The organism is Pantoea sp. BJ2, assembly GCF_040255075.1.
Lineage (GTDB): Bacteria > Pseudomonadota > Gammaproteobacteria > Enterobacterales > Enterobacteriaceae > Pantoea > Pantoea leporis.
The window spans coordinates 999,043-1,016,573 of record NZ_CP158292.1 but is presented as its reverse complement, the minus strand read 5'-3'; the positions used below and the strand labels follow the sequence as shown (position 1 = coordinate 1,016,573).

Below are 17,531 nucleotides of genomic sequence, written 5' to 3'. Positions count from 1 at the left end.
ACTTAGGTAAGTGACTGGGGTGAAAACATGCAGCCAACGCACCTGCAGCTTGAAATATGACGGGTAAACTTAATCTTTTTCAGCGTCTTCGTAGCGCTCTTTGGCATCTTGCGCTTCGGTTTCGCTTTTGTGTTCGCTTATTAATGTATCGGGTTTGGGATGGTCGGCACGTAATTCATACCAGGTGACGGTTTGATCCGCCGAACCTTTTTCAACGGCGACAATACGCGCGACGCGCGGATAGGGTGGTTTCGTTGGCATTGTTTTCCCTCTTCTATCAGTTGTCCACAGACAGCGGTGATCCTCTGCCTAACGCTAAGTATAGACAACTGAGGATCGCTGCAAAGAAACAGAGAGAAATCTGAGGGTTTAGCTGGCGCGCGCTAAAGAGAGCGATTGCAGAATTTGCTCTACTACGCGATCGGGCGATTGCATCGCGTTGACTTCATGATGCGCGGTTTGGCGATACAAATGAGCACGCTCACGCAAAATATCGCCCATCTCTTCGGCAATCGGGCGGCCGGTTAAGGTGGGACGCTGCGCGGCTTCCGGCTGATGTTCCAGACGATCGGCCAGCACGTCTGCAGGCGCGTTCAGCCAAATCACCTGGCCGTGTTCGCGCATAAAGCGACAATTCACTTCCGCCAACACCATGCCGCCGCCGGTGGCGATGACCGTATTCGGAGCGGTGACCGCGCGCAGCGATTCCGTTTCGCGGGCGCGGAAGCTATCCCACCCTTCAGATGCGACAATCTCCGCCACGCTGCGTTGCGTAGTGAGTTGCAAATAGTGATCGGTATCGTTGAAGACATAGCCCAGCGCTTGCGACAGCGCCTGGCCAACCGTGGTTTTACCGCAACCGCGTGCGCCGATCAGATAGATGGGTAATGACATCCGGGCTCATCCTCCGCCGTAATGTGCCGCACGGGCAACGTCATCAGGTCAATAATGCGTCGCATAATACCTGGATTTTATTTTATCAGCCACCCGCGAGGCACGATTTACGCGTATTTCAGTCACATCCTAAGCTAGTCGTTTGATTAAGCTGCAAAAAACAATGCATGAATCGTGCATCGGGCCAAATGTAACAGCGGCCAACATTTCCTTACCAGGCCGCTGATTTACTTTCTCTGGTCGCGCCCTCATATATGAGGCATACCTTAACGGAGGGTTCCCCATGCAAAGCGAAGAACAACAACTTATTGAAAACCTGTTCAGCCGACTGAAACAGGCTGAGACGCAAAGCGGCCCGCGTGATGCTGGCGCAGAGCAGTTAATCAAACAGCATTTACAGAATCAGCCCGGCGCGCCTTACTACATGTCACAGGCGATCCTGATTCAGGAAGCGGCGCTGAAAAAGCTTAATGCGCAGGTTACGGATCTGGAAAATCGTCTGGCGCAGGCGCAGCAGCAACAGGCACCGCAGCAGAGCAGCGGCGGTTTTCTTTCCAGCCTGTTTGGTGGCGGATCGCGCCCGGCGGCGCAACAACAGCCAGCGTGGGGGAATCCACCGCCGCAGCCACAACAGCAATATGCGCCACCACAGCAGCAATCTGCTGCGCCTGCGGCACGCGGCACCGGCTTCCTCGGCGGCGCATTGCAGACGGCCGTTGGCGTGGCGGGCGGCGTGGTGATGGCGGATATGCTGACCAGCATGTTCCACCATTCGCAGCCGGAAGAGATCGTTAACATCATCAACGAACCGGCGCTGCCGCAGGTCGATAACAGCCTCGACACCTTTAACGGCAACGACAGCAACAATGCGTTCCTGAATGATAACTCGGGCTGGGATAACAACCTGGCGGACAACAATGATTTCGGTGACTTTGGCAGCGGCGGCGACTTTGACGACGATGATAGCTTCGTCTGATCAGCGCTGACGTAACCACTTATCTAATTCATTGGCGAACAGTTGGCGGTCGCGTTGGCTTAAGGTCGACGGGCCGCCACTCTGAATCCCGCTGGCGCGCATCGTTTCTATAAAGTCACGCATGGTTAAGCGCTGACGAATGGTGTCTGTCGAATAACGCTCTCCGCGCGGATTCAGCGCCGCAGCGCCCTTCTCCAGTACTTCTGCCGCCAGCGGAATATCGCCGGTGATCACCAGCTCGCCGGGCTGCACCCGTTTCACAATCTCGTTATCCGCCACGTCAAACCCGGCAGCAACCTGCAGCGTTTTCAGCCACGGCGACGGCGGCACGCGCAGCGGTTGGTTGGCGACAAAGGTCACGGTAACTTTGGTGCGCTCAGCCGCGCGGTACAGCACTTCTTTGATGACATTGGGACAGGCATCGGCATCAACCCAAATCGACATGATGACTCCTTTTTCACAGACAATGAGGCTGATCTTGCCGTGCTGCGGCAGAATGGCAACTGTTTTTGCTGGCCGCCCGCCTTGTTATTAATCCTCGCTGACGTAAGCTTACCCCCACAGAAAATGAACCACTTAGAGGATAAAGCGATGCTGGATAAAAAAATCGGGTTTGTCGGCTGCGGCAATATGGCGAAAGCCATCATTAGCGGACTGGTCAACAGCGGGCAGATCGCCCCCGCCAATATCTGGGTGTTCGACCGTAAGCCCGCCACCAATCAGGCGGTGGCGCAGCAATATGGCGTCACCGCCGCGGACAGCGTGGAAAGTCTGGCGCGCGAAGTGGATATTCTGTTTGGCGCGGTGAAACCCAATGTGATTCTCAAAGTGCTGAAAGATCTTGCCGGCCAGCTGAAGAAAGATGTGCTGGTGGTCTCGATTGCCGCAGGCGTGACGCTGGATTCTCTGGCATCGGTGCTCGGCCACGATCGCAAAATCATCCGTGTGATGCCCAACACGCCATCGCTGGTCAACGAAGGTATGACCTCGGTGACGCCAAACGTGCTAGTGGAAGCGCATGAAGTGGATGAAGTGGTGGGGATTTTCGAAAGCTTCGGCAAAGCGGCGGTGGTAAATGAATACCTGATTCACGCGGTGGTTGGCGTGAGCGGCTCAGCGCCAGCCTATGTGTTTATGTTTATCGAAGCGATGGCCGATGCGGCGGTGCTCGGCGGCATGCCGCGTGCGCAGGCATATCAGTTTGCGGCGCAGGCGGTCAAAGGTTCGGCGCAGATGGTGCTGGAAACCGGCAGGCATCCCGGCGAGCTAAAAGATATGGTGTGCTCGCCAGGCGGCACCACCATCGAAGCGGTGAAAGTGCTGGAAGAGAAAGGCTTCCGCGCCGCGGTGATTAATGCGATGCAGCAGTGTATGGCGAAGTCAGAGGCGTTGAGTAAGCAGTGATCGGTGCGCTTTGCCCCTCACCCTAACCCTCTCCCGCAAGCGGGAGAGGGAACGGATCGAGCATGTGGCGAACTCGCGCATGCGGGAGAGGGGTCCGATCGGGCATGTGGCTGCGTCTCCCTCTCCCTGTGGGAGTGTACAGTCCGGGGACATGGTGAACACTTGTTCGGGGACATGGTAGACACTTACAACTAAGGCATAAGAACCCGTTTATGGAGTCGCTTATGTCCTGGGATGCGAGAGATACCATGTCATTACGTAAAGAGTTTGTTCTGTTAGCCTCGCAAGACGGGGCGAACATCCGCGCACTCTGCCGTCACTACGGCATTTCTTCCGCCACTGCCTACAAGTGGCTTCGCCGCTGGGCTGAAGAGGGAGAATCCGGTCTTCAGGACCGCCCCTGCATACCCCATCACTCTCCCAACCGCTCGTCTGACGACATCACTGACCTGCTTCGTATGGCGCATGAACTTCATCAGCACTGGGGCGCGCGCAAGATAAAGCGCTGGCTCGAAGACCGCGGACACCGCATGCCCGCCTTCAGCACCGTCCACAGCCTGATGGCCCGCCACGACCTGCTGCCGGGCTCAGCTCCGGGTGTCCCGGCCACGGGCCGGTTTGAACATGCGGCCCCGAACCAGCTCTGGCAGATGGATTTCAAGGGGCATTTTCCCTTTGGCGGCGGCCGCTGCCACCCGCTTACCCTCCTTGACGATCACTCCCGCTTCTCGCTGTGCCTCGTACACTGCGCTGACGAGCGGCGTGAGACGGTGCAGAAGCAGCTGGTCAGCGTCTTTGAACGTTACGGCCTGCCGGACCGGATGACGATGGATAACGGTTCGCCGTGGGGCGACACTACCGGGACCTGGACGGCCGTCGAGCTGTGGCTTATGCGACAGGGTATCCGGGTGGGGCACTCCCGGCCTTATCATCCGCAGACGCAGGGCAAGCTGGAGCGCTTTCACCGCAGCCTGAAGGCTGAAGTGCTGCAGGGGAAGTGGTTCGCGGACGACGGTGAGCTGCAGCGCGCCTTCGATCACTGGCGGACGGTTTATAACCTTGAACGCCCGCATGAGGCGCTGGATATGGCGGTGCCGGCGTCGCGCTATCAGCCATCGGCTCGGCAGTACAGCGCCAGCGTAACGTCAGCGGAATACGACGAGGGCGTGATGGTCAGGAAGGTAGATATCAGTGGGAAGCTGACTATAAAAGGCCTGAGTCTGAAGGCAGGCAAGGCGTTCAGGGGAGAGCACGTTGGCCTGAAGGAGATGCAGGAAGACGGGTGCTACGAGGTATGGTGGTACAGCACAAAAGTGGGGGTGATCGACCTGAAGAAAAAGTCGATCACCATGGGTAAAGGATGTTAAAAAGTGTTCACCATGTCCCCGAACACCTGTCTACCATGTCCCCGGACTGTACAGGGAGAGGGCCGGGGTGAGGGCATCAGGCCGCTGCGTACGCCTCATACAGCGCAATACCCTGCGCCAGCGTCATGGGCTGCTGCATCTCCTGCACCAGCGCTGCTGTCAGCGTATATAACCCGGCAGAACACACCGCCGCAATCATCCCTTCCTGACAATAGAAAGCGATAAACTGCTTATTCTGTAGCGATCCCAGCAGCCGGTAATCGTCCCACTCTTCCGCATGCCCCAGATACTCATAGCGGGTACCGTAATGCGCGGTCCAGAAGAATGGCACGCGGTCATACAGGATCTGTTTCCCTAACATATTCAGCGCCGCGATGCGCCCTTGCTGGTGCGCCACGCGATAGTGCTCAATGCGTTGTGGGCCCTGCACCGACGGATAACTGGCGATATCACCGGCCACCCAGATGTTATCGGCCACGCGCAGCTGGCTGTCGGTAAGCAAGCTGCCATCGTCCTCCAGCGGCAGGTCGTGGATGAATGAGGTCGCCGGCACCACGCCCGTGCCAAACAGCACCAGGCTGGCATCAACTTTTTTGCCACTCTTCAGGCGCACGGCAGTGACTTTGCCCTCGCCTTCCAGCGCCACGGGATCGCCTTCGACAAACTTCACGCCGTTGCTGCGATGCAGATCGTAGAAGTGGCGGCCAATCTCTTCGCCAAACTGTTTAGCAAACGGCAGCGGCTGGCGCGCAATCACCGTGACATCAACATCACGATTACGCAGCGAACCTGCCATCTCCATGCCGATAAAGCTGTTGCCGATAATCACCAGCTGTTCGGTTTTATCCACCTCTTTAAGTAACTCATCGGCCTGATTAAGCGATCGCAGCAGATGCACGCCGTCGAGATCTTTACCCGGTATATCGAGCGGTTGCGGCACGCCGCCGCTGGCAATGAGCAGTTGGTCAAACTTCACTTGCTGACCGCCTTTAAGGATCAGCGTTTGCTCAAGCGCTTTGAGCTGCTCGACATCGCCCTGAATCCGTTCCACCGTACCCAGCACATCCTGCTGCAGCAGCCTGGGTACATCCTCAATCGCCATTTTGCCGGACGGCACGAATTTGCTCAGTGCGGTGCGATCGTAAGGTGCGGCCGACTCCCGCTCGACCAACACAATATGCCCTTTAAAACCTTCATCGCGCAGCGTCCAGATCGCCGCACTCCCCGCCGCGCCCGAACCAAGAATCACGCATACCGGTGACTCGCCTTGTACGGAGGGCGCACTGGCGGGCGACATCGCCTGCGGGCTGACCAGCACTTTACCTTGTTCGATGCGCACCGGATAACGCTTGAGATTCGCCAGCGCCAGCGGCTCGCACATCTGCCCATCCTGCAGCTGAAACACCGCTTTGTGCCACGGACAGATCAGCTTGTCGCCACACACCGCGCCCTGCTCTAACGGCGCCCCGGCGTGCGGGCATTTGGCCTGAAACGCCTGCACCCGCTCATCGTCACGAATCAGTACCACATCGGTGTCGCCGACGGTAAATTTGGTGGGTTTGCGCTGTGCCAGCGACTTGAGTTCTACGACAGTTTGATAGCTCACGTTAGGCCTCCTTTCTTGTGGTTTTTGAGGTATTCAGCAAATCCCTACAAAGAGTAAGCCTGGCAAAGCATGGTGATTTGTCCGCATCGACAACGCGCTACGGTAGGTAAGTTATTGTTTATTCGCTAAAGATAATCTTCACCATCCCGCCACACGACAGCGCCTTGCTTCACACAGCCGCGTAAAGCCACGCCGCCGTCCGCCTGAGCAGCCAGCAGCAACACATCGGCGGGTGCGCCGCAGGCCAAACCTTGTTGCTGCGGCAGATTGAGCTGCCGCGCCGGACGAACAGACGCCATCTCAATCGCCTGCGCCAGCGTCGCCAGCTGATGGCGCAGCAGGAAGTTCACGCCCTCCAGCAAACCACGCGCCGATCCCGCCAGCAGCTGCGGCGCATCGGCGATGCTCAGGCGTCCGCTAGCGCTAAGCTGCACGCGGCCGCCAATCGCGGTGTCGTAGATGCCCGGCGGCTGCCCAGCGAAGGAGGTGACGTCACTGACCAGCAGCGCCTGCTCGCCTTTGGCACGCAGGAACACTTTCAACACGTCCGCCGGCAGGTGATCGCCATCGGCAATCAACGTGGCCGTCAGCGCATCTTCCGCCAGCTGCTGCCAGATGTAATTGGGATGACGCGGCAGTTGCAGATGCGCGCCGTTGCCGAGATGGGTGGAGAGCGTGGCGCCCGCGTCAACCGCCGCGTGAATTTGCGCTGGCGTGGCGGACGTATGCCCAATGGCGACGCGCACCTGCTGCGCCACACAATGTTTGATCAGCGCATCGCTGTGCGGCCATTCCGGCGACAGCGTGAGCAGGCGAATATGCTGCTGCGCGGCTTGCTGCCAGCTGTCGAACAGCGCAATATCCGGTGCGCGAATCGCCTCGCGCGGATGCGCACCGCGCGGCCCATCTTCAGGCGACAAAAAAGGTCCTTCCAGATGAAACCCCGGAACGGCGCGTGCCACGTCAGGATGATGCTGGCGGGCGCTGGCGAGTCGCTGCATCGCCTGCGCAATTTCCTCCGGCATGGCGGTGATCACCGTTGGCAGAAAGCTGGTGACGCCCTGCTGCCACAGCGCGCACGTGGCGTTTAGCACATCCTCTTCGCTAAAAGGAAAGTGGTTGAAATCGACGCCCTGAAAGCCGTTGACCTGCAGATCGACCAAGCCCGGCGCGAGGATGATCTCCTCTTCCAGTTTATTCAGCGCGCGCACATCACTGATGGTGCCGTACTCAATCTCCAGCTCAATCGGTTGCAGCGTGCGGTAATCGCGACCGCGCAAAATGAGGTTAGTCAAAGGTCACCTCCGGGCAGGCATCGCTGTCGGTATAGAGCGTGCAATCGGCATGCTGGCGCAGACACGTCGCCGGACACGCGGTGGAGATCGCATCCTCAAGCGTTGCGCGCACCGCCGCGCGTTTGCTCGCACCCGGCACCATGCAGAACAGCCGCGCACCACTCATCAAGGCGGGAATCGTTAGCGTTACGGCATGCGTCGGTACCGCCTCGACAGTGGCGAAACAGCCATCGTTGACCTGCTGCTGGCGGCAGGCATTATCCAGCTGCACCACCTTAACGGAGAAAGGATCGTTGAAGTCGGCCACCGGCGGATCGTTGAAGGCTAAATGGCCGTTCTCGCCAATGCCAAGGCACACCGCATCAATTGACGCGGCGTTAATTTTTGCCGCGTAATCCGCACAGATCGCGGCAGGATCGCCGCAAGAGGGAAGTAGATGGACTTCGCCAGGCTGCACCCTATCAAACAGCTTCTGGCGTAAAAAGTGGCTGAAACGCTGCGGCGCATCCGTCTCCAGCCCGATGTACTCGTCCATATGGAAAGCGTGAATACGCGACCAGTCGATATCCCCAGCCGCAACCAGCGCGTCGAGAAACTCGTTTTGCGAGGGCGCGGCGGCAAACACCATGCGCACCACATGCTGTTCACTCAGCCGTTGACGCAGAAACGCGGCCACATCCTGCGCCGCAGCCGCACCTAATGCCGCGCGGCTGGCGAAGCGTTTTATCCGTAAGCGATCTCGGGTTCCCTGTTGTAATAGCGTCATGTTATCCCTCCTGAGAGACGTTGCTTTTGTGCGCCCAGCGCTGAGCGGCGGGCGCATCCTGATCCTGATTGAGTGCGTTCAGCAGCTGATCTACTTCCGGGCGCACCGGCGCGCGGCGTAACCAGCCCATCACCACAAACAGCACCAGCGAGGACATCACCGGCGCAGCCACCACGGTGGCGGTGCTGACATCGGTAAAGACAAATTTCACGCAGAAGAAAGTGCCGACGCCGATCGCCCAACTCACCAGCGCGGCGGCGCTACCGCTGCGACGAAATGCCGGCAGCAAACCCAGCAGCATGGGAATGGAGATCGGGCCGACTAAGCCGCCAAACCAGATGATCAGCAGCGACAGCACGCCGCCGAAGTGGCTGGCGTTCATGGCAATCACCAGCGTGGTGATAATGAAGATAAAAGCGGTGAGCCGCGCCACCAGCAGCGAGCTTTTACCGCGCTGAAAGTGTTTCGGCAGCATGCCGGGCAGGATATCGCGCGTCACCACCGCCGTAATGGCGTTGGCATCCGACGAGGTCATCGACAGTGTGTGAGTAAACATCGCCACCAGCACCAAACCCACTAGACCATTCGGCAGCAGCTCCATCGCCATCATCGAATAAGAGCGCGACGGATCGCTGAGATTGGGAAACAGCAGCGGCGCTGCCCACATCGGCCAGAACAGAATCAGCGGCCAGATGAGATAGAGCGCGGCGGAGAGGCGCGCCGCTTTGCGTGCATCGCGACCGGCGGGCGCGGCAATAAAGCGCTGCGCCAGATTCCAGGTGCCGCCGTTATAGCTCAGCGTGTAGATGACGAAATAGGCGAGAATAAAGCCGATGCTGTACGGCTCCTGAATGATCTGGGTGTGGGTTGGCGGCAAACGCTGCCAGATGGTAAACAGCTCAGCAAAGCCGCCGAGATGCACCGCCACCGCGACCACCATCACAATCGCGGCGACAAACTGCACCACGAACTGGCCGAAGTCGTTGCAGGCATCCGCCCACAATCCGCCCATCACGGTGTAAAACAAACTCAGCGCGCCGGAAACGCAGATGCCAATCAGCGGATCGAGTCCGGTGAAGACGTTGATGATCACCGCAATTGCCGCCCACTTCGCGCCGACGTCAAAAGTTTTCAGCAGCACCCCGCTCCACGCCAGCACCATTTGCGTTGGCAGGTTGTAGCGCGTGGCGAGATATTCCATCGGCGATTCAATGTTCATATAGATGCGCAAGCGCGCCCAGCGCGGCGCAAACAGGCGTGAACCTATCAACACCGCGATCGCGATGGGAAACGCCCACCAAAAATAGATGGTGATGCCCATGTTGTAAGCCACCGCCGCATAGGCGACAAACACCGCCGCGCTGTAGCCTGACATATGATGCGACACGCCCGACAGCCACCACGGCATTTTGCCGCCAGCCGCAAAGAAATCACGCGTGCTGCCTACCTTGCGCATCGCCCACAAGGTTATAGCCACAATCATCAGCGCATAAAGCGCCATCACAGCATAATCAAGCACATTCATAGCAGACTCCACAGGTAAAGGCTGCCCAACGAACGCTCTGGCTTCGCGGGGATTGAGCGAATGGAATAATTAGTCACCATTTAGGACTAAAGCATCCTGGCAGCGTTATCGGTGCGATTTTGTGATGAGGATCCTGATATGAGTTTTTCCTCTGACGTGATAAGTAAAATTGAATATGTCTGCGCCGCAGCTTACAGCAATAAAAAAAGGGTTCACGCTAAACATGAACCCTTATTCCTTTTCACGCATGAGTGATTTAAAAACGGCGACGATTTATCGCTAATTAAATCAGCTTTTCTTCAGGCACGAACTCATAAACGTTTTACGTGCATCGCCGGTGAGCTTTTTATCGCTCGCATCAGCATTACAGGTTTTCATCTTCATTTGTTGCGGCGTCATACTGCCTATTTTGCTGTCTTTTTTCAGACAGTCACTCATAAAGCTTTTACGCGCATCGCCTTTCAGATTTTGTGTACCGGCGCTCTGGTTACACTGGGTCATTTTTTCCTGCTGTGCGGTTTTCTCTGCCGCACTCGCTCCGCCTGCAATCAGCAAGCCTGCTGTCATTATTGCCAAAAGACACGATTTCATTACCGGATTCTCCGTAGCATTATTGCTCTCTAAGCATGGCACGGAATAAGCAAATACGAGAAATCGATAATGACAATTGCCTGCAAAAACAGGCGATAGCCATTATACGCGCGGATGATGCAGCAACTTCTCTACGTAATTACGCAGCATGGTGGTATCGGGCGTTTCAGCCGCGGGAGCGACGGGTGGCATGGCTAATTTAATAGCGGCCTCAATGTCGTGGAATTGATCGGGATTCAGTTTGCGCAGCATCGCGGTTAACACGATTTCTAATGCCTCAACCTGAGCCACTAATTCTTTAGACTCTTCTTCTTTTTCAGCCAGCTTTAGAAGGAGTTCCGCAATCAGGTTTTTCATGCGACAAGCTCAATGAGAGAAGAAAAACAGACGTTAGCATTGCGCTGAATAAAACAACAAGGATTTTTAAGCCGTTTTAGAGAAAAAACAGCCAAACGGCAGAATAAAAAAACCGGCTAGATTTCAACAGGTAATAGCGAAACGTTTCACTGGACGTTCAAAGATTTATTGAAACGTTTCGCTCACCTATATCCTAAATAATTCGACTGCAGGAAGGCGGCAAGTGCAATCATCCTCAGGAGCTTACTTCACTAAATGACTGAAGGTGAATGCACGCAGCCAACGCACCTGCAGCCTGAAGTATGACGGGTATTAATGCGGCCCCATAAAGCCGCGTCCCGGACCGCCACCATGACCGCCGCCCCAACCGCCGCCACCCGGAGGTGGGAAAATACAACCGCTCAACGCGGTGACCAATGCCACAACTGCGGCAATTTTAATCATACGGACCATAATTACCTCGGAATGGTGAAATCGGGCTGAGTGTATGAGGCCGCATCGGGCACGACAATACAGAATTCTCCGCAACCCGGCGCTATTCATCTCTGCTCACCACGCTTAACAATTTACTGGCACTAAAGCGGGAAAAACATTGCACGGGTGACATAGATTGCTGCCAACGCGCTGCGCAAAATCGTTGTTGATCGCTTTACAGCCGGTGCGATTTCACGCAATGTGAGCGCATTACAATAAATGAGATCTCATCATGAGCTTATCTGCTGTCTCCCTGAGTGAAATTCTGGCGCGCCGTGACTGGGAAAATCCGGTGATCACCAGCCTTAATCGACTGGATGCGCATCCGCCGTTTGCCAGCTGGCGCGACGAAATAAGCGCGCGCGATGACCGCCCTTCGCCTTCGCGCCAGCTATTGAACGGCCAATGGACCTTCAGCTACTTCACGCAGCCGGAAGCGGTACCGCAAAGCTGGCTGCTGCAGGATTTGCCTGGCGCACATGCGCTGCCGGTGCCGGCAAACTGGCAGCTGCACGGCTTTGACGCGCCAATTTATACCAATGTGCAGTATCCAATTCCGGTAACGCCACCTTTGGTGCCGCAACAGAATCCTACTGGATGCTACTCGCTCACATTCAAAGTGGATGTTAGTTGGCTGCAACAGGGCCAGACGCGCATTATCTTTGATGGCGTAAATTCGGCCTTCTTCCTGTGGTGTAACGGCCAGTGGATCGGCTATTCGCAGGACAGCCGCCTGCCCGCCGAGTTTGATCTCACTCACGCTTTGCAGCCCGGCCAGAACCGCTTAGCCGTGATGGTGCTGCGCTGGTGCGATGGCAGCTATCTGGAAGATCAGGATATGTGGCGCATGAGCGGCATCTTCCGTGATGTCAGCTTGCTGCATAAGCCGGAGACGCAGCTGGCCGATGTGCAGATTGAAACCGCGCTGAGCCCGGAATACCTGCGCGGCGATCTGCGTGTCAGCGTCAAGATCCACGCCGGCGCTCGTCAGCCCGCGCAGTGCCGATTGCGCGTCAGTTTGTGGCGCGGCGCCAGCTGCATTGGTGAGCAGGAACAGGCACCCGGCAGTGCGATTATCGACGAGCGCGGTCATTATCCCGAACGCGCCCTGCTGATCTTGCCGGTCAACCAGCCGCAACTGTGGAGCGCCGAAACGCCGCATCTCTATCGCGCGGTGGTGACGCTGCTGGATGAAAACGGTGCCGTGCTCGAAGCCGAAGCTTACGACGTCGGTTTCCGCCGCGTCAGCATTGAACAGGGCCAATTGTGCCTCAACGGCAAGCCGCTGCTGATTCGCGGTGTGAATCGCCATGAACATCACCCGGAAAACGGTCAGGTGGTGGATGAAGCCAGCATGCGCCGCGACATCGAGCTGATGAAGCGCCACAACTTTAACGCGGTACGCTGCGCGCACTATCCCAATCATCCGCTGTGGTATCGCCTGTGCGATCAATACGGTTTGTATGTGGTGGATGAGGCGAATATCGAAACGCACGGTATGCAGCCCATGAATCGCCTCTCCAGCGATCCGCGCTGGTTCGCCGCCTACAGCGAGCGCGTCACGCGCATGGTTCAGCGTGACCGCAATCATGCCTGCATCATTATCTGGTCGCTGGGCAACGAATCAGGTCACGGCAGCACGCACGATGCGCTCTATCACTGGGTGAAAAGCAGCGATCCGACGCGTCCGGTGCAGTACGAAGGCGGCGGCGCCAACACCGCCGCCACCGATATCGTCTGCCCGATGTACGCGCGCGTCGATCAGGATCAGCCTTTTCCGGCGGTGCCAAAGTGGTCGCTGAAAAAGTGGATTGGTTTGCCGGGCGAGACGCGGCCATTGATTCTGTGTGAATACGCCCACGCGATGGGCAACAGCTTTGGCGGTTTCGCGAAATACTGGCAAGCCTTCCGCCAGTTCCCGCGCTTGCAGGGCGGCTTCGTCTGGGATTGGGTCGATCAAAGCCTGACGCGCTACGACGACAACGGTGAAGCCTGGCAAGCCTACGGCGGAGATTTTGGCGATACGCCGAACGATCGCCAGTTCTGCATGAACGGGCTGGTTTTTGCCGACCGCTCACCGCATCCGGCGCTGTTTGAAGCCCAGCGCGCGCAGCAGTTCTTCCAGTTTCAGCGGGACGCTAACGAGCCGTATCGCTTTACCGTCAGCAGCGAATATCTGTTCCGCCGCAGCGATAACGAAGTGCTGCGCTGGTCAATCGAGCAGGATGGCGTTGCCATCGCCAGCGGTGAATTGCCGCTCGATCTCGCCGCTCAAGGCAGCCAGACCTTTACGCTGCCCGCCAGTGAAGATTTGCAGGGCAACGCGTGGCTGAACCTGGCGGTGCATCAAATCAACGCCACGCCGTGGTCCGAAGCGGATGCGCGCGTCGCCTGGGATCAGTGGCCGTTGCCCGCTGCGCTGCCGGTGCGCGTTGTGGAGATCGGTGCCACCGCGCCGGAACTGATTGCCAATCACGATCTGGTGGCGGTAGTTGTGCCGCAGCAGCGCTGGCACTTCTCGCGCCGCAGCGGCGAGCTGGTGCAATGGTTTGTCGATGATGAAGAAACGCTGCTCACGCCGCTGCAGGAGTGCTTTATTCGTGCGCCGATTGATAACGATATCGGCACCAGCGAAGCTGCCAATGTTGATCCCAATGCGTGGGTCGAGCGCTGGAAACGTGCGGGCTACGATGAGTTGCAAGCGGTGCTGGTGGATATGCAGGTCGATAGCCTGAAACACAGCGTGCTGATTGAAACCTGGCATCAGTGGCTGGCCAACGGTCAGCTGGCTTTCACCAGCCACAAACGCTATCAAATTAATGCTAACGGTGAGTTGTCCATTAGCGTCAATGTGGAACAGGCGCCCGGTCTGCCGGCGCCGGCACGCATCGGGCTGCGCTGCCAACTGGCGAAGTCGCCGCAGCAGGTGAGCTGGCTCGGTTTGGGCCCGCACGAGAACTATCCGGATCGCCAACTGGCGGCGCAGTTCTCGCGCTGGCAGCTGCCACTGGCAGCGCTCAGCACCGCGTATGTGTTCCCCGGTGAAAATGGTTTGCGCTGTGGCACGCGTCAGTTACAGAGCAATGGCTTGCAGGTGAGCGGCGACTTCGCCTTTTCGCTCAGTCGCTTCAGCCTTGAACAGCTGCGTGCCACCTCGCATCGCCACTTATTGCAGCAAGAGGATGGGTGCTGGCTGCACCTCGATGGCTTCCACATGGGCGTCGGCGGTGATGATTCATGGAGCCCAAGCGTTAGCCCGGAGTTTTTGCTTTCTCAGCAGCGCTGGCACTACGCGCTGACGTTGCGTCAGTAGGTTTTTCTGCGGTTTCACGCTGGCTCAAAGGTGGAGTCAGCGTGGTTTTCGGCCGACGATAGAAGCGGCGCAGGAAGATCACGTTAACCATCACCACCATCGCCGTGGCGAAGAACACCCAGCGATAGCCGGTTGCCGCCGATACCGCCGCGCCCAGCAGCGGACCCGCCACGTTACCCAGATACATAAAAGATTGGTTGTAGCCGAAAATGCGCCCGGTGACGTTATCGCGTGAATGCCGCACCAGCAGCGTTTGCACCGCCGGCATCATGGCACCATCGGCAAACCCCAACAGGAAACGCAACACGCCCAACTGCGTCGCGCTGGTGACGAACGACATCGCCACCAGCAGCAATAATGAAACCATCATAGTGGCGAGCAGAATGCGTTGCGTGCCAATACGATCGCCGAGTTTACCCAGCCGTGGCGCGGAGATCAGCGCCGATACGCCCGGCAGCGCGGCGATCACTCCGCTGAGAAACGCGATGTTCTGCGCATTCGGTGCCAGCTCGCGCACGAACAGCGTCAGGATGGGGTTCACCGAGCCGTTGCACATCTGAATCACCATGGTGGTGAAGAACAGGCAGATCATTAAGCGCGGATTATCGAGGGTGAGAAACACGTCGCGCCCGCTCAGCTTGTCCTGCTTGCTAACCGGCGTATAACCGGTCTCTTTTATCAGAAATAAGGTGACGAGAAAGCTCACCATCAGCAGCACGGCGGTGACGATAAACACCATGCGTAAACCGAGCCAGTCCGCCAGCAAACCGCCAATCATCGGCCCGAGAATGACGCCGCTGATCTGCCCGGTGGAAACACAGCTGAGCGCCCAGCCGCTGCGCTCGCGCGGCACCTGCGCCGCCACCAGCGCCATCGCATTGGGAATGTAGCCGGACGTAAGGCCCATCAGCGCGCGCAGCAGCAACAGCTGCCACGCCTGAGTGACAAACGCCTGCAGCAGAATCACCGCGCCCATGCCGAAAGAGGCGCGCAGCAGCATTAGCTTGCGCCCTTTACGGTCAGCAAGGCTGCCCCACAACGGCGCGACGGCGGCAGAAACAATGAAGGTGACGCTGAAAGTGAGCCCAGACCAAATGCTGAGCGCGTTACCGCCACGAATCCCGAGTTCTTCCACATACAGCGGCAGGAAGGGAATGATCTGACTGATAGCAAGGCCGGTAAAAAAGCAGCCGAACCAAACGGATATCAGATTAACTTTCCAGGACTCGATGGAGCGTAACATGGGCGTGGGCATCAGCAGAATGAAACGAGAGTTCAGTCTAACAATCTCATAACATTACCGGACGGCAAAACATGGCATGGGCGAAAAAACGCAGTTTTACACTGTCGAGCGTGATTTTGCTCACAGCAAATCATGTCTGAAAGCCGTTTTTTAGTGTCTTTATGTGCTGAAACCCAGCCTGCCGCAAGATAAGCGCATCGCAATGGCAGGCAAACGTGAAAAAATATGTCTACACGTTACTGACAATATTCCACACCGCATCTATGTTTAAAAAACCACCAGTTATCACTGGCGACGCGCTGTCTGTTCTGGACAGTCCGCATGATTAAACCCAATTTCCCCATGCTGCCATTATCCGGCGGTGGGCATCGTTGTCTCTGCGGAGGTCAGCTATGAGAACCCAGCCAAACAGCGCCAGTCGGGCGATTACCGACTACTTCAATAGCCCAGCCTGGCATGCACCGCATGAGAGCGACATGCTGGCGGCGATCATGCGCGAACTGATGGATGACGGACAGCCTGCCACCAGCAAAGCGATTATTGCGCGCGTGATTGATAAGCTGGAATTTGAAGGGGATGAACAGCAGCTGCAGAGCTACCGCAACTTACTGGCAAAACTGCTGGAATCGGGGCCGCAGAAATAGCGGCCCACGCCACTATTTTACCGCACGCAGATGGTCGGCTTCGCTGACAAATGCCTTGCCGCTTTGACGCTGGTACAGGCAGAGTTCGCGTCCGACCTGATTTTTCATGTGCTTTTGCGGATAGCGACCTTCCAGCAGCAGCGCATCAAAGCCCACGCTGTCATCATACTGAATCGGCTTACCCACCACTTTCGCTGTCTTCAGGCCGCTGGCCTTGATACAGCTTTGCTGCATATTTTTGTCGTTCTGCTGCCATGCGGCTTCGCTCGACGCCTGCGCCAGCGGACTCAACAACAGCGTTAACAGCAGCAATTTTCCACGCGTTCTCATCATCACTCCTCCATCAGCCTTGCAGGCCGAAAGATAAAAAAATTCCCGCCGCAGCGGGAAGAAATAAGACGAACATTGCATATTCGAGAGTGACGAGGAAATCTCCGTAGTGCGCAGTTATCCTCGCCCGGCGCTGTGACAGCCAGATGACAATGCAATGTCGTTTTTTTGTTATCCGCAGTACACCCGGGAAATTTTACCGCTTTGATCCGCCGCGAAATTTATCCGACGCAGATTGAAATCCATCGTTACCGCTGAATTCCACGGAATAGCACGCACGGGCACCGCGAAGCGTTTGTTGTCGAGCGTCGATAATGGCTGACCAACGTAGTTTTGGTATTGCGATGCGCCGCACTGATCGGTTTCCGGATCGTGGCTGGCAGCCGCGCTGGCGTCAGGTTTGCTGGCTGACTGGCAAGCGGTCAGGGCAAAAAAGGCCGTTACCAGTAGCGCTTTTCCATAATGGGTCACAAGTTTCTCCTCCTGGATAAATAGACAACCGGTTTTTGAGAGTAGCAAAGCGTGACCGTGAAACGGAAATTTTTACAGCAGATTGGTCGCACTAATCAGCTCAAAAGGGCGATCTTCCTCTCAAAAGTTAGGATTAATCGCACGCACTGTCTAAAAATCAATCCGCCAGCCACTACAATTAACTAAGAATTTTCTTAGCGAGGAGGCAATGATGGAACTGGTAATTTTTGTTGGCTTCGCCGCTCTGATGACGTTTGTTGCGATCAGAGTGCGTT

17 protein-coding genes and 1 pseudogene are annotated in these 17,531 nt (G+C 57.0%); 5 read left to right on the top strand and 13 right to left on the bottom strand.

Annotated features, from left to right (window positions below):
• Nucleotides 1-69: 69 nt before the first annotated feature.
• Entirely contained in the window at nucleotides 70-261 is a 192-nt protein-coding gene (locus AAF463_RS04525) for a YaiA family protein (RefSeq protein WP_101762471.1), read from the bottom strand.
• Nucleotides 262-369: 108 nt separating this feature from the next.
• Nucleotides 370-894 (bottom strand): shikimate kinase AroL, encoded by a 525-nt coding sequence (aroL, locus tag AAF463_RS04520; protein ID WP_101762472.1) that lies wholly within the window; start codon nucleotides 892-894, stop codon nucleotides 370-372.
• A 283-nt stretch (nucleotides 895-1,177) separates the two neighbouring features.
• Here aroL and AAF463_RS04515 point away from each other — a divergent pair, with 283 nt between their 5' ends.
• Nucleotides 1,178-1,870, top strand: coding sequence for a DUF2076 domain-containing protein (locus tag AAF463_RS04515; RefSeq protein WP_101762473.1), 693 nt, complete (start codon nucleotides 1,178-1,180; stop codon nucleotides 1,868-1,870).
• Here AAF463_RS04515 and AAF463_RS04510 read toward each other — a convergent pair whose 3' ends face one another.
• Nucleotides 1,871-2,314, bottom strand: a complete 444-nt coding sequence (locus tag AAF463_RS04510) for a YaiI/YqxD family protein (protein WP_350261597.1) — start codon at nucleotides 2,312-2,314, stop codon at nucleotides 1,871-1,873. It abuts the gene before it with no gap.
• A 147-nt stretch (nucleotides 2,315-2,461) separates the two neighbouring features.
• Between AAF463_RS04510 and proC the strand changes: the two genes are divergently transcribed.
• Nucleotides 2,462-3,274, top strand: a complete 813-nt coding sequence (proC, locus tag AAF463_RS04505; RefSeq protein WP_350261595.1) for a pyrroline-5-carboxylate reductase — start codon at nucleotides 2,462-2,464, stop codon at nucleotides 3,272-3,274.
• Nucleotides 3,275-3,486: 212 nt separating this feature from the next.
• Nucleotides 3,487-4,712: pseudogene (locus tag AAF463_RS04500) on the top strand (IS481 family transposase).
• A gap of 5 nt (nucleotides 4,713-4,717) precedes the next feature.
• Here AAF463_RS04500 and AAF463_RS04495 read toward each other — a convergent pair.
• From AAF463_RS04495 to AAF463_RS04465, 7 genes are all read right to left on the bottom strand, one after another.
• Nucleotides 4,718-6,247 (bottom strand): FAD-dependent oxidoreductase, encoded by a 1,530-nt coding sequence (locus AAF463_RS04495; protein ID WP_350261593.1) that lies wholly within the window; start codon nucleotides 6,245-6,247, stop codon nucleotides 4,718-4,720.
• 125 nt (nucleotides 6,248-6,372) lie between these two features.
• Nucleotides 6,373-7,542, bottom strand: a complete 1,170-nt coding sequence (locus AAF463_RS04490) for an amidohydrolase family protein (protein ID WP_350261591.1) — start codon at nucleotides 7,540-7,542, stop codon at nucleotides 6,373-6,375.
• The gene (locus tag AAF463_RS04485) at nucleotides 7,535-8,308 is read right to left on the bottom strand and encodes a glucosamine-6-phosphate deaminase (protein WP_110867775.1); all 774 of its coding nucleotides are present in this window, start codon (nucleotides 8,306-8,308) and stop codon (nucleotides 7,535-7,537) included. Before AAF463_RS04485 ends, AAF463_RS04490 begins: the two co-directional genes overlap by 8 nt.
• Nucleotide 8,309: 1 nt before the next feature.
• Complete coding sequence (locus AAF463_RS04480; RefSeq protein WP_101762478.1) at nucleotides 8,310-9,833, bottom strand: sodium:solute symporter family protein; 1,524 nt, start codon at nucleotides 9,831-9,833, stop codon at nucleotides 8,310-8,312.
• A 288-nt stretch (nucleotides 9,834-10,121) separates the two neighbouring features.
• Nucleotides 10,122-10,424, bottom strand: a complete 303-nt coding sequence (locus AAF463_RS04475; protein WP_101762479.1) for a PsiF family protein — start codon at nucleotides 10,422-10,424, stop codon at nucleotides 10,122-10,124.
• Between the two features lie 102 nt (nucleotides 10,425-10,526).
• The gene (iraP, locus tag AAF463_RS04470; RefSeq protein WP_101762480.1) at nucleotides 10,527-10,781 is read right to left on the bottom strand and encodes an anti-adapter protein IraP; all 255 of its coding nucleotides are present in this window, start codon (nucleotides 10,779-10,781) and stop codon (nucleotides 10,527-10,529) included.
• Between the two features lie 312 nt (nucleotides 10,782-11,093).
• Nucleotides 11,094-11,234 carry a hypothetical protein gene (locus tag AAF463_RS04465; protein ID WP_199559724.1) on the bottom strand — a complete coding sequence of 47 codons (141 nt, stop codon included), beginning with the start codon at nucleotides 11,232-11,234 and terminating at the stop codon, nucleotides 11,094-11,096.
• Nucleotides 11,235-11,487: 253 nt separating this feature from the next.
• Here AAF463_RS04465 and AAF463_RS04460 point away from each other — a divergent pair, with 253 nt between their 5' ends.
• Complete coding sequence (locus AAF463_RS04460; protein ID WP_350261590.1) at nucleotides 11,488-14,568, top strand: beta-galactosidase; 3,081 nt, start codon at nucleotides 11,488-11,490, stop codon at nucleotides 14,566-14,568.
• Here AAF463_RS04460 and AAF463_RS04455 read toward each other — a convergent pair.
• Entirely contained in the window at nucleotides 14,507-15,811 is a 1,305-nt protein-coding gene (locus AAF463_RS04455) for a multidrug efflux MFS transporter (RefSeq protein ID WP_277974576.1), read from the bottom strand. The two genes, AAF463_RS04460 and AAF463_RS04455, sit on opposite strands and share 62 nt — an antisense overlap.
• Before the next feature lie 392 nt (nucleotides 15,812-16,203).
• Between AAF463_RS04455 and AAF463_RS04450 the strand changes: the two genes are divergently transcribed.
• Nucleotides 16,204-16,455 (top strand): biofilm development regulator YmgB/AriR family protein, encoded by a 252-nt coding sequence (locus tag AAF463_RS04450; RefSeq protein ID WP_101762483.1) that lies wholly within the window; start codon nucleotides 16,204-16,206, stop codon nucleotides 16,453-16,455.
• A 12-nt stretch (nucleotides 16,456-16,467) separates the two neighbouring features.
• Here AAF463_RS04450 and AAF463_RS04445 read toward each other — a convergent pair whose 3' ends face one another.
• Both AAF463_RS04445 and AAF463_RS04440 read right to left on the bottom strand, forming a co-directional pair.
• The gene (locus tag AAF463_RS04445) at nucleotides 16,468-16,785 is read right to left on the bottom strand and encodes a hypothetical protein (protein WP_350261971.1); all 318 of its coding nucleotides are present in this window, start codon (nucleotides 16,783-16,785) and stop codon (nucleotides 16,468-16,470) included.
• 171 nt (nucleotides 16,786-16,956) lie between these two features.
• Nucleotides 16,957-17,256, bottom strand: a complete 300-nt coding sequence (locus AAF463_RS04440) for an I78 family peptidase inhibitor (RefSeq protein WP_101762485.1) — start codon at nucleotides 17,254-17,256, stop codon at nucleotides 16,957-16,959.
• Nucleotides 17,257-17,531: the final 275 nt, after the last annotated feature.

Excerpts from the sequence above, each read along its gene's own strand:
- aroL (WP_101762472.1), bottom strand. The coding sequence starts at position 894 with ATGTCATTACCCATCTATCTGATCGGCGCACGCGGTTGCGGTAAAACC.
- iraP (WP_101762480.1), bottom strand. The coding sequence starts at position 10,781 with ATGAAAAACCTGATTGCGGAACTCCTTCTAAAGCTGGCTGAAAAAGAA.
- AAF463_RS04480 (WP_101762478.1), bottom strand. The coding sequence starts at position 9,833 with ATGAATGTGCTTGATTATGCTGTGATGGCGCTTTATGCGCTGATGATT.
- AAF463_RS04510 (WP_350261597.1), bottom strand. The coding sequence starts at position 2,314 with ATGTCGATTTGGGTTGATGCCGATGCCTGTCCCAATGTCATCAAAGAA.
- AAF463_RS04475 (WP_101762479.1), bottom strand. The coding sequence starts at position 10,424 with ATGAAATCGTGTCTTTTGGCAATAATGACAGCAGGCTTGCTGATTGCA.
- AAF463_RS04445 (WP_350261971.1), bottom strand. The coding sequence starts at position 16,785 with ATGAGAACGCGTGGAAAATTGCTGCTGTTAACGCTGTTGTTGAGTCCG.
- AAF463_RS04455 (WP_277974576.1), bottom strand. The coding sequence starts at position 15,811 with ATGTTACGCTCCATCGAGTCCTGGAAAGTTAATCTGATATCCGTTTGG.
- AAF463_RS04465 (WP_199559724.1), bottom strand. The coding sequence starts at position 11,234 with ATGGTCCGTATGATTAAAATTGCCGCAGTTGTGGCATTGGTCACCGCG.
- AAF463_RS04525 (WP_101762471.1), bottom strand. The coding sequence starts at position 261 with ATGCCAACGAAACCACCCTATCCGCGCGTCGCGCGTATTGTCGCCGTT.
- AAF463_RS04515 (WP_101762473.1), top strand. The coding sequence starts at position 1,178 with ATGCAAAGCGAAGAACAACAACTTATTGAAAACCTGTTCAGCCGACTG.
- proC (WP_350261595.1), top strand. The coding sequence starts at position 2,462 with ATGCTGGATAAAAAAATCGGGTTTGTCGGCTGCGGCAATATGGCGAAA.
- AAF463_RS04460 (WP_350261590.1), top strand. The coding sequence starts at position 11,488 with ATGAGCTTATCTGCTGTCTCCCTGAGTGAAATTCTGGCGCGCCGTGAC.
- AAF463_RS04450 (WP_101762483.1), top strand. The coding sequence starts at position 16,204 with ATGAGAACCCAGCCAAACAGCGCCAGTCGGGCGATTACCGACTACTTC.
- AAF463_RS04485 (WP_110867775.1), bottom strand. The coding sequence starts at position 8,308 with ATGACGCTATTACAACAGGGAACCCGAGATCGCTTACGGATAAAACGC.